At 42.1% G+C, this 19,026-nt stretch carries 21 protein-coding genes; 12 read left to right on the top strand and 9 right to left on the bottom strand.

Going from position 1 to position 19,026, the window contains the following annotated elements:
* Positions 1-146: 146 nt before the first annotated feature.
* From HWQ37_RS21735 to HWQ37_RS21715, 5 genes are all read right to left on the bottom strand, one after another.
* Positions 147-539: a hypothetical protein gene (locus HWQ37_RS21735; RefSeq protein WP_292750736.1), complete on the bottom strand. Its 393-nt coding sequence runs from the start codon at positions 537-539 to the stop codon at positions 147-149.
* A gap of 156 nt (positions 540-695) precedes the next feature.
* Positions 696-986, bottom strand: a complete 291-nt coding sequence (locus HWQ37_RS21730) for a hypothetical protein (RefSeq protein ID WP_292750734.1) — start codon at positions 984-986, stop codon at positions 696-698.
* Between the two features lie 2 nt (positions 987-988).
* Positions 989-1,273, bottom strand: a complete 285-nt coding sequence (locus HWQ37_RS21725; protein WP_292750732.1) for a hypothetical protein — start codon at positions 1,271-1,273, stop codon at positions 989-991.
* Positions 1,270-1,593, bottom strand: a complete 324-nt coding sequence (locus HWQ37_RS21720) for a hypothetical protein (protein WP_292750730.1) — start codon at positions 1,591-1,593, stop codon at positions 1,270-1,272. Before HWQ37_RS21720 ends, HWQ37_RS21725 begins: the two co-directional genes overlap by 4 nt.
* A gap of 2 nt (positions 1,594-1,595) precedes the next feature.
* Positions 1,596-2,657, bottom strand: coding sequence for a ParM/StbA family protein (locus HWQ37_RS21715; RefSeq protein ID WP_292750728.1), 1,062 nt, complete (start codon positions 2,655-2,657; stop codon positions 1,596-1,598).
* Positions 2,658-2,873: 216 nt separating this feature from the next.
* Between HWQ37_RS21715 and HWQ37_RS21710 the strand changes: the two genes are divergently transcribed.
* On the top strand, positions 2,874-3,089 hold the full coding sequence (locus tag HWQ37_RS21710) for a ribbon-helix-helix domain-containing protein (RefSeq protein ID WP_292750727.1): 216 nt from the start codon (positions 2,874-2,876) through the stop codon (positions 3,087-3,089).
* 222 nt (positions 3,090-3,311) lie between these two features.
* On the opposite strand, the gene HWQ37_RS21705 is transcribed toward HWQ37_RS21710, so the two are convergent.
* Positions 3,312-3,896 (bottom strand): hypothetical protein, encoded by a 585-nt coding sequence (locus HWQ37_RS21705; RefSeq protein WP_292750725.1) that lies wholly within the window; start codon positions 3,894-3,896, stop codon positions 3,312-3,314.
* Between the two features lie 424 nt (positions 3,897-4,320).
* On the opposite strand from HWQ37_RS21705, the gene HWQ37_RS21700 reads away from it, so the two are divergent.
* Both HWQ37_RS21700 and HWQ37_RS21695 read left to right on the top strand, forming a co-directional pair.
* On the top strand, positions 4,321-4,449 hold the full coding sequence (locus HWQ37_RS21700) for a hypothetical protein (RefSeq protein ID WP_292750723.1): 129 nt from the start codon (positions 4,321-4,323) through the stop codon (positions 4,447-4,449).
* A gap of 8 nt (positions 4,450-4,457) precedes the next feature.
* Positions 4,458-5,939, top strand: a complete 1,482-nt coding sequence (locus HWQ37_RS21695) for a hypothetical protein (protein ID WP_292750721.1) — start codon at positions 4,458-4,460, stop codon at positions 5,937-5,939.
* Between the two features lie 174 nt (positions 5,940-6,113).
* On the opposite strand, the gene HWQ37_RS21690 is transcribed toward HWQ37_RS21695, so the two are convergent.
* A complete protein-coding gene (locus tag HWQ37_RS21690) occupies positions 6,114-8,321 on the bottom strand; it encodes an NACHT domain-containing protein (protein ID WP_292750719.1) in 2,208 nt (735 codons plus the stop codon).
* 306 nt (positions 8,322-8,627) lie between these two features.
* Positions 8,628-8,774: a hypothetical protein gene (locus HWQ37_RS21685; RefSeq protein WP_292750717.1), complete on the bottom strand. Its 147-nt coding sequence runs from the start codon at positions 8,772-8,774 to the stop codon at positions 8,628-8,630.
* 297 nt (positions 8,775-9,071) lie between these two features.
* On the opposite strand from HWQ37_RS21685, the gene HWQ37_RS21680 reads away from it, so the two are divergent.
* From HWQ37_RS21680 to HWQ37_RS21660, 5 genes are all read left to right on the top strand, one after another.
* Complete coding sequence (locus tag HWQ37_RS21680; RefSeq protein WP_292750715.1) at positions 9,072-10,664, top strand: IS1182 family transposase; 1,593 nt, start codon at positions 9,072-9,074, stop codon at positions 10,662-10,664.
* 73 nt (positions 10,665-10,737) lie between these two features.
* The gene (locus HWQ37_RS21675) at positions 10,738-10,869 is read left to right on the top strand and encodes a hypothetical protein (protein WP_292750713.1); all 132 of its coding nucleotides are present in this window, start codon (positions 10,738-10,740) and stop codon (positions 10,867-10,869) included.
* Positions 10,870-11,285: 416 nt separating this feature from the next.
* On the top strand, positions 11,286-12,722 hold the full coding sequence (locus HWQ37_RS21670) for a hypothetical protein (protein WP_292750711.1): 1,437 nt from the start codon (positions 11,286-11,288) through the stop codon (positions 12,720-12,722).
* An 8-nt stretch (positions 12,723-12,730) separates the two neighbouring features.
* Positions 12,731-13,078, top strand: a complete 348-nt coding sequence (locus HWQ37_RS21665; RefSeq protein ID WP_292750709.1) for a hypothetical protein — start codon at positions 12,731-12,733, stop codon at positions 13,076-13,078.
* A 235-nt stretch (positions 13,079-13,313) separates the two neighbouring features.
* Positions 13,314-13,505: a hypothetical protein gene (locus tag HWQ37_RS21660; RefSeq protein WP_292750707.1), complete on the top strand. Its 192-nt coding sequence runs from the start codon at positions 13,314-13,316 to the stop codon at positions 13,503-13,505.
* Here the strand turns inward: HWQ37_RS21660 and HWQ37_RS21655 are convergent, their stop codons facing one another.
* Entirely contained in the window at positions 13,506-13,700 is a 195-nt protein-coding gene (locus HWQ37_RS21655; RefSeq protein ID WP_292750705.1) for a hypothetical protein, read from the bottom strand.
* A gap of 296 nt (positions 13,701-13,996) precedes the next feature.
* On the opposite strand from HWQ37_RS21655, the gene HWQ37_RS21650 reads away from it, so the two are divergent.
* The 4 genes from HWQ37_RS21650 (at position 13,997) to HWQ37_RS21635 (ending at position 18,964) form a co-directional block, all read left to right on the top strand.
* Entirely contained in the window at positions 13,997-14,638 is a 642-nt protein-coding gene (locus HWQ37_RS21650; RefSeq protein WP_292750703.1) for a ParA family protein, read from the top strand.
* Position 14,639: 1 nt separating this feature from the next.
* A complete protein-coding gene (locus tag HWQ37_RS21645) occupies positions 14,640-14,873 on the top strand; it encodes a hypothetical protein (RefSeq protein WP_292750701.1) in 234 nt (77 codons plus the stop codon).
* Between the two features lie 154 nt (positions 14,874-15,027).
* A complete protein-coding gene (locus HWQ37_RS21640) occupies positions 15,028-15,267 on the top strand; it encodes a hypothetical protein (RefSeq protein ID WP_292750699.1) in 240 nt (79 codons plus the stop codon).
* A gap of 70 nt (positions 15,268-15,337) precedes the next feature.
* Positions 15,338-18,964 carry a glycosyltransferase gene (locus HWQ37_RS21635; protein WP_292750697.1) on the top strand — a complete coding sequence of 1,209 codons (3,627 nt, stop codon included), beginning with the start codon at positions 15,338-15,340 and terminating at the stop codon, positions 18,962-18,964.
* Positions 18,965-19,026 lie beyond the last annotated feature (62 nt).

Genomic DNA, 19,026 nt, shown 5'->3' with positions numbered 1-19,026 from the left:
AGTTTATTAAACTGGCACTTTAGTATTAATTTTCCATAAAAGTAACGCAAGAACCGTATTTTTTTACTCTTATTGTTACCACCAGACTGCCATGCAGAAGCACCAGGATTTGAACTTTTAGAACCTAAAGCCATGTTGATTATTCCTTATTTTTGAGGTGTGTAGTAGTAAAGTTTTGCGCCGCGAATCTTCTTGATTTGGTTGATAGCTAATTGGCGATCTCCCGTAAATGCCATCTGCGCGACTACCGGAACACCATCTTGATCAGCAATTAAAACGCCCGTATTGCCATTGCCATCACAGACAACTGTGCCAATTGGGAGTGACCTTTTAGTGGTGCGATCTAGTACCGTTTCACCCTCTACCAGAGTTGCTAAATTCCTCGCTGATTTTACCGCTACTACAATGGTGCAACCTGCTTTGTATCTAGCCTCTGCGACTTTAGAGAGTGCCTGTTCGTGGCTTAATTGCTGCTCTAATAGCATTTGCTGTTGACCATTAAATGCAATGGTTGTTCGCGCAATAGATAGGGATTGCATATTGGCACTAATGTCCTTATAACTGAGTATTAAGCTCCCAGCGATGAGTGATCCAAAAACAATCTTGCTGCTGTGTTTTCGCCAAATTCGATTAGTGTTCAATGGCTTTATTCCTTGAGTATTTTTGGGGTAGACAAACCACCCCATAGCGAATAATTAATTACCTTTTACTTGGGCTACGAGAGCATCTAGCAAGCCCAATAATTGACCCGGCGATAACTCATCTAATCTTTCTGCTACTTCCTTAACTTCAGAATCACGAGGAGAATCCAGATTTGACTCTAGATAGTTTTGGGATAGAGTTGAGCTAATCTGCTGAATCATCCAAAGTCGTTGAGCGTTGTTGATTGCCTCGAATGTGCTACCCCACGATTCCTGCATATCTGCAAGTAACCCTGTATCTCCAGGCATCGTTCCTGAGCAAAAATATCCTATTGGTTTAGTCATGATTAAAATTCTGAGTTATGCTTATTCTTTGCAGTAGATTGATTCGGTGATACTGGGACATCGCTTTGCCTAAGAGATTGTGCGTTCGCTTCGTTTTCTGCTTTAATTTGCTCTAACATCAAAGAGCGATCCGTTAGCGGTGATTTGCCCCAGTGTTCGGGATTGTTATAATTGAGTGCCATTGTTAGAATCCTTAAGTACTTTTCGTTTTGCGGCGAGAGATACATTTCAATGTGGGGCGATCGCAGTTGATTGGTCGTCTGTGCGATCGCTTCATTTTGATTCATACAACTTCCTCGAATAAATCCCCTAATTGGGCATCAAAATCATAATTTTCTGCTTCTGATTTAATTGGTAATGATGCTGGTATTGAAGATGAAATTGTTTTATTGCCAATTAACCCTGTAAACCAGTTAAATACCCTAATTAACGGGATTTGTGTCAATAATCCATGCGCTAATTTGTGTTCGTAGAGCAGCGCATTTGCGATTGTCGTTAACTCCGCACCGGTGATTTGAGCCGGAGCTTTTCCCAATACTCTTACTGCGTGAGTTTGTAGATATTCTTCAATGTGAGGTTCCAATCTTACCCGCCGATTCTCCGCCATAATTATTTACCTCGTGCTAATCTTCCCGTGGCTATTCGTTCCAATCCCAAGGCATTAGCCCAGCATCCATCTGGTACTGGATTAATACCTTGTGATTGCAACATTTTGGAAACTCCCGGCATTTCTGATCCACCACCCCAGGCAACGAAACTCTGCGCCACATCTCGCCATTCTGCAATTTCTTTAAATGCCAACCGCAACCTATCTTTAAGCCACGGGGTAAGATGATGGGCATAAATGTCTCGGAAATTGAAGTTACGAGTGCCATATTGAAAATTCCCACTTTCTATTCCCTGGCGAATTGTTTCGATATTGCCGGACTTGCCACTGCCCAAAAATTGAATTAATTCGGGGTCGGATGCAATTTCACTTAGTAGGTCGATGCAACCTGCCACTTCCAAAACCTGACGATGGATAATTGCACCACCTGGGGCAAAAACTGTAGGGATGATTGTCGATGTGCCGAAGTCAATTGCGATCGCTTGAGCCGTGCGATCAATTAATGGCTCTGGTTTGAGTGCAACACAATAACTGTAAGAACCTGCACCCTCCGGCACAACGAGGGATACGTTCAGATTTATCTTCGATGCTGGGCCAGTTTTATTGCCCAACTTAACAATATGGGAGCCGCTGATTTTGCTGATCAGTGCATCTTTAAAAAGTTTGGCATTGTGAATACTCAAAACCAAATATAAATTCCACTCATCGCGGTGTGGCAGTGTCGCAAGTCCACCCAGCAATGTGTGCAAGGAGTATTCCACTTTTAGGGCTGAATCATCACTAAGTCGGACATGGGTGGTAGGAGCTTTCCAGTCAGCAAGGGAGCCTGTTAAGAATTGCTTGCCAATCAGGTCTGCGCGATCGCCATCTTGGTAGAAAAAGTAGCCACCTTCTGGAGATTTCAAATCATCTTCGAGGTCGGTCACTTGCACCACTTTGGAAGGAATACGAACTCTTGTTCCGGCGATCGCCATTTTGACTAGCCCTGCCCCAGTATCGATGCCCGTGGGCATTGCTGGAACGCTTTGGGTTGTTTCAACCGGATTTGACCGGGTTATTAGCATTTTCAAAATCCTCTACAAAGATTAATTAATTCAGCAAAACGCTTATCAGTGCTGGGTTTTGATCTATTTATCGGCAATAAAATTCTGTAACCTGAATTCGGGTGAATTAGGCTTCTGATAAGCGTTATGGGCGTTTTTAGTCTATATCTGGTAGGATAACGAAAGGTGTCGTCACCTGTCAACACCAAGAACAAATTTTTCTAAAGGAGGTGGATAATGGCATTGATTGTATACACCTTACTCATGCCTTCCGATAAGCCGCGAATTACGATCCGAGTCTCCGAGGAGGAGTTGGACGAATTACAACAAGCTGCTGATGAACAGTACAGAACTGTACCAGCGCTGGTACTCGTACTGGTAAAAAAATTTCTAGACGAACGACGTAAAACAGAAAACCCTTCACCTACTAAAAAAGCGAAGGGAGGAGAATGATAAGTGCAACTTAAATTTCAGTCAGCGTAGTAATACAAATATTGATCGCTGTAAATAGCCGTGCCTACCCACGCTTTAACGAATTAGTAATTCTTTATTAAATAATGCAGGTATAGGTGTGGCAGGAAATTTTGAATTTCTGCATACTGAATAAAATAATAACCTGACTTTGCAGCCAGGTTATTTAAAATAATGAAGAATATTTGAGTAATTTAATTAAAACTAACCAACTTTTAAGTCAAAATATTCGATATTTAGACCGTCTGCAACCTTTTTTAATTCTCTAATCAATTCTGGAATGATAATAACAGTTTGTTTTTGTATTGAAATTTTTGAACCATTCGGTTCATCTCCAATAATGCAAGAAACAATGGCATGAGTTTTCTCATAATCAAGAAGTTTGCCTTCTTTAAAGCTTTCTAAGGATTTGTTGAAAGCATATTTTTCTAAATCGCTGTCAAAGGTTATAGGCCCCAGAATTTTAAATTGTAATTCGCCGCTACTTTCAGAAAAAAGTGCTATCGCAGTAGACGTATCAATGCCTTCAATTATTTCTTCAATTTTGTCATCAGGAAAAGCTTTAAAAATTTTTTCCAGCATCTGAAGCGACCAATCTTCTCTTAGAAGATAAAGCATTCGTAGAAAGATTACCTGTTTCCAAGTGTAGAGGATAGGGTCTTTTTGAGGTTGAACAATTTTTGAAATGCTGAGGTTGTACAACCGTTTTCGACTAAAGCCAGTCAGCGCAACGACTTGCTTTTCTGAAAACATGGCAGCCTCTTGCAGCATGGTCAACCCTTGCTTCATCTGTTTTACCCTTCATCAATTCATAATTACTACAAGTTTTGCGATAAATTATTATGAAACGCGCAACTTGGTGTATCATAGTAGTTATGAGAATAATAAGGATATTCTGAATTTCTCAATTTTCGGAGCTTACTGATACTTTACCCAAAACTCCATTCAAGTTTGCCGACGAGAAAAGTTTTGAGTAAGCCCAACAGTAGCTCCTTAACACAAAAGCGAATCTACCGCCCAGGCGAAATCCACCAAGGGGACAATTCACAAAGCGAATCTTCTACCAATTAGGAGAAGTTCACTTTCAGCAAATCCACCAAGCAAGCAAATCTTCTATTTGCTGGCAAGGTTGTCTACTATTCTCCCATAGTAACACTCCTTTGTAGGCGTAACAAGGCTTGAAGATTCGCTTCTTTTAGGTAAAAGGAGAAGCATGATAAAACCTGCAAGTAACATCCACAACAAAGACAAAGATTGGGATTTCAACAAGCTATGCACAAACAATAATTCTTCCACAGCCACCTCCACCCTGCAACAAACCGAAGGTGCAGCGAAATGGTAGTAGCACAAATGACAACTGCGTTCGCGCCAGAGACACAAGAAATTAATGCATCTGCGAAATCCAAGAACTTGACACTTATTTATAGCCCCGAACTGGCAAGAGCAATGAAGGAGCTTAATGTTTGTCATCCAGCAGAAGCATGTATTTTAATTAATCAGCTTGCATTCTGGATGCAGTCTGGGTATGGGTATCGCACGGAGGATGACAGAAAGTGGATCTACAACTCTTATGAAGATTGGACGAGTAACCAGTTTACATCTCTCAGCCCCTGGAATTTTGGAAAGATGGCTAGAGAATTGGAGGCACTCGGAATTATTGAGAAGGACTGCTATGTGCGTTTAAAAAAACATCTGGTTACAAAACCTCCGCACTGGCATCCTGATTTGACTTCCTCTTGGATGACACTTGATGTAGAACGTTTGTTTGAATTAACAGGCTGTTTCCCTCATTGTTATGGAAAAAGCCCAAACCCCTTATTGGATGCCGAAATTGCAAATGCAATGACACGAGATTGCGATCGCAACGACGCGAAATTGCAAACACAATTTCCTTCTACATATAAAGAAAACTCTATTTCTACTCAAGATCGGGAAATCGAGAAAGAAAGAGTTTTAGATAAAAACCAAGAAAATCAAGAGCTTGACCAATGGCTTGATTTTGACCCCTGGAGCGATGAACCACCCATCAATACGCACTACGTTGGAAGTCTTGAACAAAAGCCACTCAATGACCACACAGACAGTTCTGAGGGTGAATGTTCCGCCGCGCCGCCACCGAGCTTTGAAAAATTAGTTACCGAACCTAAATGTGACTCCGTGGCGGGAGTGGGCTTTAAAAAGAAATCTGATTCATCACCAGAGGTAAAAGACCAAGCACAGCAAGTTTGGGAGATTGCTCCGAAGCGGCCTTTCCCCGTATTTTTGCATTGGTGGGCCGACAAGAAGTACAAGCCTCAAGGTGGCAAGTGGGAAGCGGCAGCAATTTCAAATGCTTACTCTGAGTTTTACAAGGATTGCGATCGCACAACTGTTGCGATATTTCCAGAGTTCCTAGAGTATATGCAACGGGTCGCCCAGAACTGTAATCAGCAGGTAGCTAGTGGTATCAAAGCAATTCTGCCCAGTTGTTTTGTAGCGATGCCAGAAGCTAATCATCAGAACGTCCGGCAGGTGATGGTTAATATCCAAGAGCTAGTAGATAAGGGGGCGCAGGTCGCACTCCCGACGAATTCTGTAACTCCGGCTTGCACTCAGAGTATGAGTTTTGATGCAGCTGCCAATGCGGGAATTATTCAGCCATTGCAAGAATTTATTGCTATTGCCCCGACTCCCGAACCGGAGGTGAGTCCTGATGAGGAACTGCTCAGGATATTGCAAATTAAACAAACTAGCTGGAGGAATGCCCCGGCGCTGCGCGATGGTATTAAACGTTGGGTCGAGAAAACTCTGGGCGTTGTGATGGGGGATAATGGCCCAGAATTGCAATTGTGAGTAAACTTTCCCAAAATTGGGAATATATTACTAAAATTCTGGTGATGGTTTTACCCTGAACAACTTGCGCTTTAGGAGATATTGGTTCCTGTCACCCGTTTAGCGACCTTTTTGTAAGTCGCTCAACTTCTGCTCCCCTTTACCGCCTTCGGCATCGCAGTTTCGCGTTATGTTTCAACTTACTGGCAATAGCAATGTATCTTCAATCTCCTGTCGAACTGAACGGCTTACATAACATTCACTGTTGAGGCACTCAACCAGTAGCTTATTTGCGTCATAGTACTGCTTCAATAGTTCCTTCTGAATATCGCTAAACTGCCAATCGTGTCCAATATTGCGACGCTGAATGATTACGGTTCTGAGGTGTTCAGTCCAGGTTTGACCATTTGTTTGCCACCACTGTTTAAATGCTTTTTTACCTTCACTTGAATTGGGCAGTTGGTCTTTGACTTGTTGTAGTGATCGCTTTAATTCGAGGTCGAGGGATCGGGAGAAATTGAGGTCGAGGGATCGGGAGAGGTCGAGGTCGAGGGATCGGGAGAGGTCGAGGTCGAGGTCGAGGTCGAGGTCGAGGGATCGGGAGAGGGATCGGGAGAGGTCGAGGTCGAGGGATCGGGAGAGGGAGAGGGATCGGGAGAGGGAGAGGGAGAAGTAGAAGGCTCGAACAGCAGCAGGTTTATAGCGGGTTTCTACAGAACATGATTTTTCATTAATCCAAGTCAAGAATTGCTGTAGTTCTTCATCGTCTGCTAGATGCCTATCAATCTGCTGTTTCATCAACAACAACAATTCATCAGAATTTTTCAACATCCCTACAGTTAGCAAGAAGACCTCTCGCCAACGCTTGTCAGTAATATGACTAACTAACTGTTGAAATGTCTGTTGAGAATCGATATTTCTAGCGGTGAAGAACTCATGAAATGTTAAATGAGAAAATGAATAAATTCCTCTGGCTCTTTCTACAAGTAATCCATGTTGTGCCTCAATCGATTTCAGTACGGCTTTACTATTTAGTAAAAGCGCTTCTGGATCGGTTTGGGCATCAGGGAGATTCTGAATGTAATCACTAATGTATTGTTTTACAAGTCTTTCTTTGAAAAAATAATTGCCATCTACAAAGGTTTCTAAAGCAATCTTGCTGAGGAGGTCTTCTTTGCGTTTGAGAGAGAGTTTGTGATAAACTACATCGCGTTCAATGCTGCGTGTACCATCCCACTTTTTCAGCAATACTTCTACCCCTTCCTCGTATAGTTCAGCACGATTTAAAGGAAAATCTGTAGATTCGCCAAATAATAAACACAACAATGTCAAAAGCAAAGGATTGGTTGCTAATTCTTTAATTCGTTGGTTTCCTTGGAGTTTATGAATAAAGTTTTCAGCTTTCTTTGGGTCTTTAGTTTGAAACCATTTTGTAGCAAACTCCGCAATCTGCTTATCATCAAAATCGGCAACCTCAACCTCAGTAAACTGTTCAAATGTATATTCCTTTGACGCAATCCGGCAGGTGATCACAAAATGGTTAGCATCGTACTGAATGGAGAAGTCACGAATTTCTTTTAAAACCCTATCATTGTCTGCTTGCTTAACTTCGTCTAACCCATCCAATAATACAATTGCCCGACCCTGAAGCAGCAGTGTTTTAATTATTTTTTGTTCTGAAATATTATTATTATTAACAAATTGATTATTTATATATTGTAATAAACTTAGTTTACCTTCTTCTTCAGCAAAGTCTTTTAGCGTAATGAAAATTGGAACATAATTCGCTAAAAAATTCCCTAAATTACATTGAATTGCTATTCGTTTTAAAAAAGTTGTCTTACCAGCTCCTGGCTTTCCTAAAATCATTAATTTGGAATGTTGCTCAACAGCCTCCAGACCTGGAACTCGCTTTCCTATCGCTTGATTCAGTCCAAATCGCTCGAAGCCTTCCGGGTTGAAGTTTTCTAAAAGTTGAGCTATTTCTAATCGTTTGCGTCCTGTAATTTTCTCCAGAATATTGACATCTGTGTAAATGTCATTTATCCCGATGGGCTGAGTCATGTCCAAAACACGCATCCATCCGCATCGTTTTTGAATGTCTGCGCTGACTTTTTCACGCACCTGATTTACTAAAGCATCGATTGTTGTTGGGACAATGGGTTTTTCTTCTCCGGTTTCTAGTTCTGCAATCTCTCCCCACTCCAAACCCAATTCTGTACAAATGCTTTGGAATATACCCTTGTCAACAGGTCGTTTGGCAAAAAAATTATTGATGGTTTGACGAGAACATCCAACAGTCCCAGCCAAGTAATCCTGAGTCCACCCCTTCAGCTTAAATGCGTTATTAGCTTTTTCCAGACCTGCTGTCGATGCTCGGAGTGACCTTGATGACCTTGCCATTAACCTACCACAACTTTTACCTAAGTCTTACATAACTCCAACACCTTTGTCTGGCCAATGGTTAAGAAATCTGGGGTCTGATGGTAATTGAAGACAACCAAAGTTCAACCCCAGATTTTAAAGGTATCAAATGAATAGGTTTCAAAGACAGACACTAACCCGTCGTCCGAATCGCTCAAAAAAATCTCATTACAGATCAACTGCCTTCATCATTGTTGGAGGAGTAGTTGCTTTAGCATCTCTTTGGGTTTTAGCCTCCTCTACCTGCGGGTCATTGAACCTTAAGCTATCGCTTTCACTTGACCTTCAACTAAAAAAAGAGGTTTGCATACCACCAGATAGATAAATCTGGTAAATATGCGATCGCAACGAGAACACCCGTGCGATCGCATTAAGCGGTGGGTCGAGAAAACTGATGGTGTAGTGATGGGGGAGAGTGGCCCAGAATTGCAACGCCGGCTAGTCAGTGAATTTTTCCCAAAATTGGGAAAACACAAACCGACGTTGTGAACTCTGGTGCAATTCAAATTGATTGCATCAAGCTTTGCTGTAGTCACTGTTAGTTATTGGAACTGTGGTTCTTATAAGCAATGTTCTTATAAGCAATATTCTCATAAGTAAAAAAATGGTTACTGCTACTCTCTCTAGTCAAGTGCGATGGCTAGAGCGCCGGTCGAGTAAAAGTAGTTGACAAAAGATACAATATTTGTTGTGTCCAATCTCCGAGGTTCAAGGAATAAAGGGTATAAAATGCGTCCACCAATCTGGCAACCTCCCATCGAGTTATCACCCAAAGAGTCAACAGTAGTAAAACGTATACGTAAAGCCAAGCTATTTGTATTTTTGCGGCAGATCCGCCACGAACTGTTTGATTCAGATTTTCAATTAGAATTGTCCAAAATTTTTAAAGATAGTAGCGTTGGACTATCTCCTGTGCCACCAGCACAATTGGCACTTTTCATTATTCTTCAAGCATATACAGGAGTTTCAGATGATGAGGCAATAGAAGCAATAGAAATGGATAGAAGATGGCAGCTAGTTTTAGATTGCCTTGATTGTGAAAAAGCCCCATTCAGCAAAGGAACGCTAGTAAAATTCCGTGCCCTTTTAATATCACAATCTTTTGATAGACGGTTAATCGAAAAGACAGTTGAAATGGCTAAAGTTCGCGGAGGCTATAATTCAACTTCATTAAGAATAGCCCTAGATTCAAGTCCATTATGGGGAGCAGCAAGAGTTGAAGATACCTATAATTTATTAGGTCATGCATTGAGAAAAGTGTTATCAATAATAGCTGAAAGTAATCAAGATAGTTTAGAAAATGTGGCATCAAACTTTAGTGCTGATCTCGTCGCCAAAACCAGCCTGAAAGCGGCTCTTGACTTAGATTGGGATAATCCAGAAGCTAGAAATATCGCGCTGTCAAACATTTTACAAACCCTTAACTCAGTTGAATCACAGATTAACCAAAAAACCGATTTCAACGATTCAACGGCTCAACAAGTACAATCAAATCTGGCAATTGCACGACAAATTGAAACCCAGGATGTTGAGGAGGCAGCAGACGGTTCCCCAAAGCTTCGTCAGGGGGTTGCCAAGGATAGACGCATTTCCATTGAAGATGAAGATATGCGTCATGGACGTAAAAGCCGCAGTCAAAAATTTGATGGTTTTAAACGTCATATTGCCAAGGATTTAGATATAGGAATAGTCAGGGCTGTCGGTATTACCAGCGCCAATGCACCTGAAGCATCAGTGACTTTAGATATTGAGTCAGATTTGAAACAGCAACAAGTTACTATTCAGGAATTGCACATTGACCGGGCCTATTTGACCAGTCATTTGGTGAAACAGCGTACAGCTGATCTAACTATTATTTGTAAAGCTTGGAAAGTCCGCAATGGTAAACTTTTTGATAAAAATGCTTTTGTTCTCGATTGGGACAATTCTCTCATCCGCTGCCCAAATGGTATCAGTTTGCCCTTTCATGAAGGTGGTGTTGTCCACTTTCCGAAAGATCAATGTCTTGCTTGTCCCCTACATGCTCAATGCACTACCAGCAAACATGGTCGAACCATTTCCATTCACCCTGATGAATCTTTACTAGTGGAACTCCGAGAGCGTCAAACTTCTGAGGTAGGACGCGCTCAACTCCGTCAGCGTGTCAGTGTTGAGCATACATTAGCTCATATTGGCCACTGGCAAGGAGACCAGGCTCGCTATCTTGGTTTGCGGAAAAACCTTTTTGATCTCCGCAGAATGGCTGTTGTTCACAATCTTCATGTTATGGCTCGTATGTCCCACATTACACCAGAAAATTCGTCGCTCATTCCTGCTTCATAGTCTTTTTAATTTGTCAATTACTTTTACTCGACCGGCGCTCTAGGGCAGTAAAGAGGGCAGAGCTAGAGAGAGGATGGTCACACAACTGGCTGACATTGCAAGAGGGCATCAGCAAGCACTAAAAATCAGTCAGCAAAACTTTGACCGCATCTGGAAGTACTTACTTCGACAAGGTGGTAATAGAAACACATCAGCCACCAACTAACGATCTAAACTTTACAAATTGTTATCTTTTTTTCACGGGGACGAGGGCAAATATATCAGTTTTGTGAGACAGATCGGATGCACAAAATCGGAAATTTTGACAACCGTTGTTTCCTTTAATAGCAACGAATAATCAACTTATTGAGATATCGATAAGTTTAATTTCATCAATTGGTTGAGGTTAAATTAATACTTTTACCGGAAATGATGCTGCGATATTTTTGATATTTACATCGACAAACTACCCAAAATTAAATTATTATTTTTAGGTAGTACAAAGTAACTATGGAAGAACAAAAAACACACCCATTAGAACAAACCCAAACCCCTAGTCCGATTCGGAGGAGGTTTTGTAGAAACTAAATATAGCGCTCGGCATCTTTCTCTGGCAACCATCACACTTCATAGGAGAAAAAAATGAAAATTACAGATATCCTCCCAGAAATCGGTTCTCCGGTAGCCTTTCATCCTGAATTAGTACCAGTAGTAGGTTCCCATGAGGCCGCGGTCTTTATATGCCAGCTTACCTATTGGACTGGCAAGCAACACAACAGAGACGGTTGGATTTACAAGACACAAGAAGAGTGGTTCTTTGAAACTTCATTAACAGAAAAGCAGCAACAAACAGCTAGAGAGCTATTGGTGGAGCGTGGTTACGTTGAGCAGCGTCTCCGGGGCATACCTGGCCGCTTGGAGTATCGCCTGATAGATGGAGTATTGAGCGCCGTTTGGGAGACTTGGATGATTGCATCCCGAATCAAAAAGCAGTTCAAGAACCTAATAGGGATGTACGGTGTGCTGCTGAGTCGGGGTATTCAAAATGAAGAAATCCAAAGCCAGATGGAGAAGTTTAGAGAGGTTGTACGGAGTTGCCATGTTGTAGCAAATCAGTTTTTTAGGAAGTGCCGGGAGGAACAAATTTCCCCTTTGAGCATGATCGACTCTTTACACCAAAACCTATCTTTATTGGCTGAAACCCTTGGTAAATTCAGTTTCTCCCGTTGGGAGAATCAAGCATCTCCCAACGGGAGATACAAGGATAGCCCATACGGAGAAACAAGCTTCTCCCCTACGGAGATACAAGTATCCCCCATTGGGATATCCGCACCCCCCTCAAACCCAGTCAGGGCAAGCGCCCCAGACCCCTCAAAGACTACGGCAAAGACTACATCATATATTTCTCAAGAGAGTTCTCAACAAAAGCCGGATTTCTCTCTTTTAAAAACCCAACCTTTAAATTTTTCCCAAGAAAAAAAAAATAAAGAGGTTGACCAGGGATTCGTAAATACAGTAGAGGTAGAGGTATTAGACGATACTCAGCAAGAACTAGAGGGTAAGGAATTAAATTCTCAAGGCCAGGATTGCATTTTCATGAAGAAAAATATTCCGGGCGGCGCGGGCGGCGAAAATTTTGAAATTTCGCAAACACCGAATTGGGTACAGGAGTATGAGGATAAAGTGCGCTCAGGTCAAACTCTACCGCGCTCAGAACTGGTGAAGCTTGCAGAGCATAGGTTAGGAGCCGACGCGAACGTTTACCGGGAGTCTGGGCGCGTTCTGGATGCAAGCCCCAATGACCTCAAGATGGATTTTTTAAAGTTCTTGCAGTGGCATTCATTCGATCGCAATCCTGATATTGCTTATGTCCGGGCTTGTGTGAATAAAGCAGAGCGCGATCCTGAGAGGTGGGGTGTATTGCTGAGTTGGATTTCAACATTCAAAGAAGTGCTGAACGATCCGAGTGTGTTGGGAACCATGCTTGCTGCGAAGGTGAGTAGCGCCGGGAGAAATGGGAACAAAGAGGATTTAGCACTTAACAATCGGCTGGTTTTACAGAACGTGTTTAAAAAATAAGGAGATTCATGATAGAAGAAAGCCTTTTTCTTGAGCGCTTTGAAGAAATTGCAGGGCATTTTGGCTATCGAATGACTGAGCCTGTAGTCAGAATCTACTACAAGCACTTGAGTGAAAACCTAACTCAAGAAGAATTTATCGAGGCCGCAGAGAGATCAATGATTGAGTTCCCTGTACGCCGACAATTGCCATCCCCCAAAGAAATCGTGGAATTAATCTTGGGTTCGCGTGAATCGAAGGCTCTCCTTGAATGGCAGATGATTCTCCAAGCCGCATCCCGGAATGATAATGAATCCTTAGCTTACTTGAGTAATCGCGGTCATATTGCTCTTGGTGCGATCGGCGCATTGAATTAGCCGGAAAGCTCGAAGATTTAGAAGCGAATGGCTATTCATTTGGAACAGAGTTTCCACCTTTGATTGATCAGCGCTATCGAGTGGTTGCACAAAATCTCTTGTGAAATTTTTCCCAAAATTGGGAAAAAACAAACCGGACGTATAGGGCAACGCAAGAATTCAGTAGTTAATTTTACAGGAGACAAAGCTAATTTACTAAAGTTACGCTTGATGAAACATTCAAACAACTCGCTAAATGAAGGAACTACAGCCCACTCAACGACAGATTAGCTGGAAAAAAGTAGCGATAACTGTTGGCTTTGCAACGCTCATTTTAATGGCTGGCACTATCGCTTACGACAATTGGCGCGTTAGTCAAGGTTGGTGCGCTAGATTCTACCCTGATGGTACTAAAAAAATTATGTACGGAGATGATTGCTGGAAGTGATCAAATCCCCGGCAACCCTAACCAAGTACGCCCAGCGTTCAAAGCGGCAAGGGCTGTATAGTAAATTCGCTCTTCACCAAAAACTTCACCCGTAGAACTAATTACTCTGAATTGCCAGCACTTTCCGGGTGTGTAGAATACTCCCAGGAGGCTACCATCGATCCAAACAACCTCCTCAAATTTTACTGTTAGCATGAATTATGCACTGTCGTAGCAGTAGTAAAGAAGTGTAACTGAAATTCCCAATTTTGGGAAAAATTGTTACCTGTGTTGGTTGGAGTCAAACGAAGTAATTACGATCTTGGTTCGGCAGACCTTCCATATCTCCTTGAGCATTAGTTTTTGAAATCATATATAAAGTGTATGTAGCGAAATAACGATTTCGTCCTTTGTTTAAATCGTTATTTCTTGCTATAACGAAGTCGTAACTTGAACAAAGAACGAAAACACGATATAAATAAATCGCTATAAAGCGAAAGGACGAAAGCACGATGACCCTATTAGTGGGTGTTATCTCCCAAAAAGGCGGCGTTTCAAAAAGCACTATTGCCCGACTGATTGCCCGTGAGTATGCTGCTGCTGGCTGGGATGTAAAAATTGCCGACCTAGATATATCTCAAGGTACAAGTACGGACTGGAAACAGCGTCGGGAAGTAAATGGTATCCAGCCGGAGATTGCAGTTGAGCAATTCCGCACTGTTGCCCAAGCTCTGAAACACGCTGATGTTTATGACCTCATGATTCTGGACGGGCCACCGCATTCGATGCAAGGAACATTGGAGATAGCCCGCGCCTGTGATTTAGTAGTCTTGCCCACAGGCTTATCACTCGATGACCTCAAACCGTCTGTACTGTTGGCGCATGAACTGATAAACGCCAAAATCCCTGCGGATAAAATTGTTTTTGCTTTATGTCGAGTCGGCGATCGGGAGAATGAAATTGAAGAAGCCCGATCGTATATTCATAAGGCTGGCTATAACACAGTGGCTGGCTCAATCCCTGAAAAGACAGCTTACCGACAAGCTTCTGATAATGGTCGCGCTCTTTCAGAAGTTACCTTCCCAACGTTAAAGCAACGGGCAGAACAAGTCGTACAAGGAATTATTGATTTATTGAATGAGCAGGAGGCATGATATGGGAACCAAACCACCACCACCACCTCGCAAGCCGAGCAAGGGTGAACCCCCTAGTATCAAGGAAACAAAAGACAACCTGGAGAAGCCCGATCCAAGTGAAATTTCCAACCTGAATTTTAAAGTACCTGCCGAGTTCAAGAAGGATTTTAAAATTGCGGCTGCAACCTATGGCTGTACTCAGGTTGAGCTATTACAGCGTATTTTTAAATTTTGGACAGATAATCATGGTTAATATTGCTTTCGCTATTTAACGAAAGGACGAAAAAACGATTTCTTGTTTTCTTCTTTTAGCGATTTTTGATTTCGTAGTTTCAACATTAGAATTTTCGGCGGTATAACTGGATGCCTTAGCCAGGAAGTCACCCCCCTGACTCGGCGACAAAACCGTGCATCAAGATTACTGGTTGAGCCAACTAGATCCCGCCTCCCGCTTTTCTCCACTCCGAGAAAGGCCGACTCCGAGCCACGAGTTCTTAAATCCTGGAAGTCAAGACACTGTAGACCTTTTCGTAAAAATAGTATCAAAATTGAGCAATGCCTACTCAATAGTAGAGATTACCGAGTTGCTGGAATTAAAGTTCACAAATATTTCAGTAAACTTCGTGGCGGCAAGTGTTAATGCTTAAGCAGAAAATTATGATCGGCAGAAAACTTATTAGTCAAAGTTCTTAGCAGCACTCCTGTCAAAAACTGATTATGTTACCTGAATATATAAAGCCTTCTGAATTTACTAACTGGGCGTTAACATCTGAGTCGCTAGAGTGGATATCCCAGTTTGTGGAAGCTGCTGGTATCCGAAAAGTTGTTGAGTGTGGCAGTGGTCTGTCAACTATTCTGTTTGGCAGTTTCAAGTTAGAGAAAGTATTGTCTTTAGAACATAACTCTAATTGGTACACTTACACTCGTCAGCGATTACAAGAAAAAGGATTACTAGAGTATGTGGACTTACAGCTATGTCAGTTGCAAGAGTCCATTTTGAATGGGAATAGTATTAAATGGTACGATATCAATAATGTCTCATCCTTTGCCGCCGACCTGATTCTCGTGGACGGGCCTCCTCAAGAAAGCTCGTTAAGAGCGCGGTATCCAGCTCCACATTTACTAAAAGCATTTATTCAACCAGGGACATGGCTACTATTGGACGATTACTATCGAGATCAGGAAACCGAAATAGTAAATCTGTGGTTGAAAGAGATTCCTGAACTAGAACTCATAAAAGTCGCTCCCTTCAAACATGGATTGGCGGTACTACGATACAAAGGCTCATCCGAGTATTTTATAGAAAATGCCCAAGAAGCACCTATTTCGGAGCCAAGCAATCTGATTAAACTAAATAGAAAAATCAGCAGTTTAGAGAAAAACCAATCCAGCAAAGTAAAAGAAGCTTTTTTAAGCGGTAAAAGCTTGAGAAAACAAGAATTAAATATCAGCAAAGACCTGATAAAAAAATCTGTTTCTATCGTAATTACAGTTTACAATCGAGAAAACTACCTTGCTGCGGCAATTAAAAGTGTCCTAGCTCAAACTTGGTCTGATTTTGAATTGTTAATTTGGGACGATGGCTCTACAGATCGCTCCGTTGAAATCGCATCCGAGTATGCCCAGCAAGATAAACGTATCCGAGTCATAGCCGCCCAACATACTGGTATTGCCCCTGCTATCCACGGGGCTGTTGCTGCAACCACTGGGGATTATATCGGTTGGGTAGACAGTGACGATATTCTGGCTCCTACCGCCTTAGAACAGACAATTTCCATTCTTAATAACCACCCCTTGGTAGGACTTGTCTATACAGACTATCAACTAATGGACGAACAGGGAAACCTGCATGGAATCGGGCAGCGTTGCCAAATCCCCTATTCCAAAGAACGGTTGCTTGTTGACTTTATGACCTTTCACTTCCGCTTAATACGCCGTACACTTTACGACCAAGTTGGAGGTATTGATCCAAACTTTCTCTATGCCGAAGAATATGATCTGTGCTTAAAACTCTCTGAAGTTACCGATTTTTACCATATTGCCCAGCCTCTCTACTATTATCGTCGCCACTCTAGCAACTTAACTAATGAACAGTATGAACCGATTCGCTGGTCTCAAAAAGCAATCACCAATGCATTAAAAAGACGAGGATTAGACATCCAATATGAGCTATCTATGCAGCTTGTGGCTTATTTTAGTATCAAACCCAAACACACAACTAAAAATACCACTGACTTACCCCAGCAGATTTTTAATTCATTTCCAACTGTCTCTATTATTATTCCTACTTACAATCGTAAACATTATCTTGGTCATGCCCTTGAGAGCATCCGTTATCAAACCTACACCAACTACGAAATAATCGTAATTGATGACGGCTCGACTGATGGGACTGCGGATTGGATTCAAACCCATTATCCACAGGTCAAACTGTTACAAATACCCACTAATACTGGTGCTGCTGCCGCTAGAAATTTGGGCATCAAAAACGCGCTGGGGCAATTTATCGCCTTTCTCGATAGCGATGACCAATGGCTACCAGACTACCTCCAACATCAAATTGACACTCTCAAACAAACACCCACTGCTGTCCTCAGCTACTGCAACTATATCGCCATCACAAGCGTTGACCACAAGGGCGACCGAATGAGCCTCAGTCCAAGCCATCCAGATGACCTGATTCTTTCAATGCTTTGGCGATGCTTCATTCACACACTTTCTCAAGTCGTCGTACCCAAATCAGTCTTCCAAACTGTTGGTTTATTAAACGAACAATTGAAAGGCTGTCATGACTGGGAGTTTTACTTAAGACTGTTTGCATACGGGACTCCAGTACATATCCCCTACTATTTAGTTCGCAAACGCTGGTTGCCTGACAGCATCGTTACCCAATCCAACTGTACTGGATGGTTAGCAAACGGACTTCAAGTTCTAGAAGAATTTTATCGTCGCCCCGCCAACGCCTGTTACAGCCATTTGCGACCAACCATTGAAACTCATTTTCGTACAACTGTAGAACAATTCAAGTCATACATTTTCCCCGCTTTCAATCAAAACCAGAGCCAGTCCATCACCACCCCCTTAGTTTCCATTATTATCTCTAGTGATAACGCCAGCAGATTTGCCGCCTGTCTATACAGTTGCCAACAACAAATTTATCCCAATCTGGAAATTATTATTGTTGAACACGACTCGACCGAGAACTTGAGCGAAATTAGTCGCCAATTTGCCAGCACAATTAAAGGACGTGTAATCTTTACTCAATGCCAGCAAGCAGTAGCGAGTTCTGCTTACAATCATGGATTAGCTTTAGCTACTGGTGACTATATCCAATGGCTGGATGGCTCAGATGAATTAACACCAAAAAAAATTGCCTTGCAAGTAGCAGCATTAGAACAAAATCGTCAGTTTGATATTGCCTATGGTGATTGGCAATGGTGCTTTTATCAAAACGAGCAGTGTCAATTGAGAATTGCTTTCGCATTCCAGCAGAATGACGACGAAAGAATGCAGAGACTAATGCATAACTGGCAACCTCTTCATGCCTTCCTAATTCGTCGCTCTACAGCAGTGCGCTTGCAAGAGTTACAAGTGTGGAATTATCCAGAGACTCAATTGGATGCAGACCGGGAGTATTTAACTCTAGCAGCAATAGTGGGGTTTCGTTTTCTTCACGTTCAACATTCTACCGTCCTCTACAATCATTTCTCCTCCAGTCAGATGATTTTGTCCGACTCTTACGTTCTGAGAGTCGAGAGACTAAAACAAATGTTTTTGCGCTTTCAATACCATGCCACAATGCAGCCACTAGGTGAGATTACAGAACAACATTGGTTTCTGCTCAAGCAAAGTTGGGATTTGTGGAAACTCGCACCAGTTACACTTCAGCAACACGGAGAAGAAGCTTTTTTTCTTCAGCACTCTCAAAAAGAGCTAGGAATGCCGCTCAACTTAGCCCAAGCCAGGATAGTCAGTGCCTTATACAAATCTGATGAAGCTTGCACTTTAGAAGATCATGCTCGGAAAATTGTGCGTCTGTTCTGGAAGCAAATCGTTCAACAACCTGGAGGTGAGGGTTTAAATGTTGCAGCCGAGCTAACAAGATGGGTAGGACTTGCTCATCCCGAAATTTCTGATTCTGACCCTCGCCAACTAGCGCACACTGGCAGTCAAAGTACATCTTTACTGCAAGCGAAAATTGATGCAATACCGTTGTCTGCCCCATTGTTTGTAGAACAGAAATTGGCAGTGCTTTATGTACTGGACAAACTTCGTACTGCTGGAATGCTTAACCAATTTTCTGATCCTCAGTCACAAGTAAACCAGTTAATGCCAGCTAGATAAATCTTTAAAATTGTTTTCATCAAAAACATATTAAACATATAAAAACTTTAATCAAACTATAA

Origin of the sequence: Nostoc sp. NMS4 (assembly GCF_017115095.1) — a bacterium.
Lineage (GTDB): Bacteria > Cyanobacteriota > Cyanobacteriia > Cyanobacteriales > Nostocaceae > Nostoc.
This window is presented reverse-complemented; position numbering and strand designations above follow the sequence as displayed.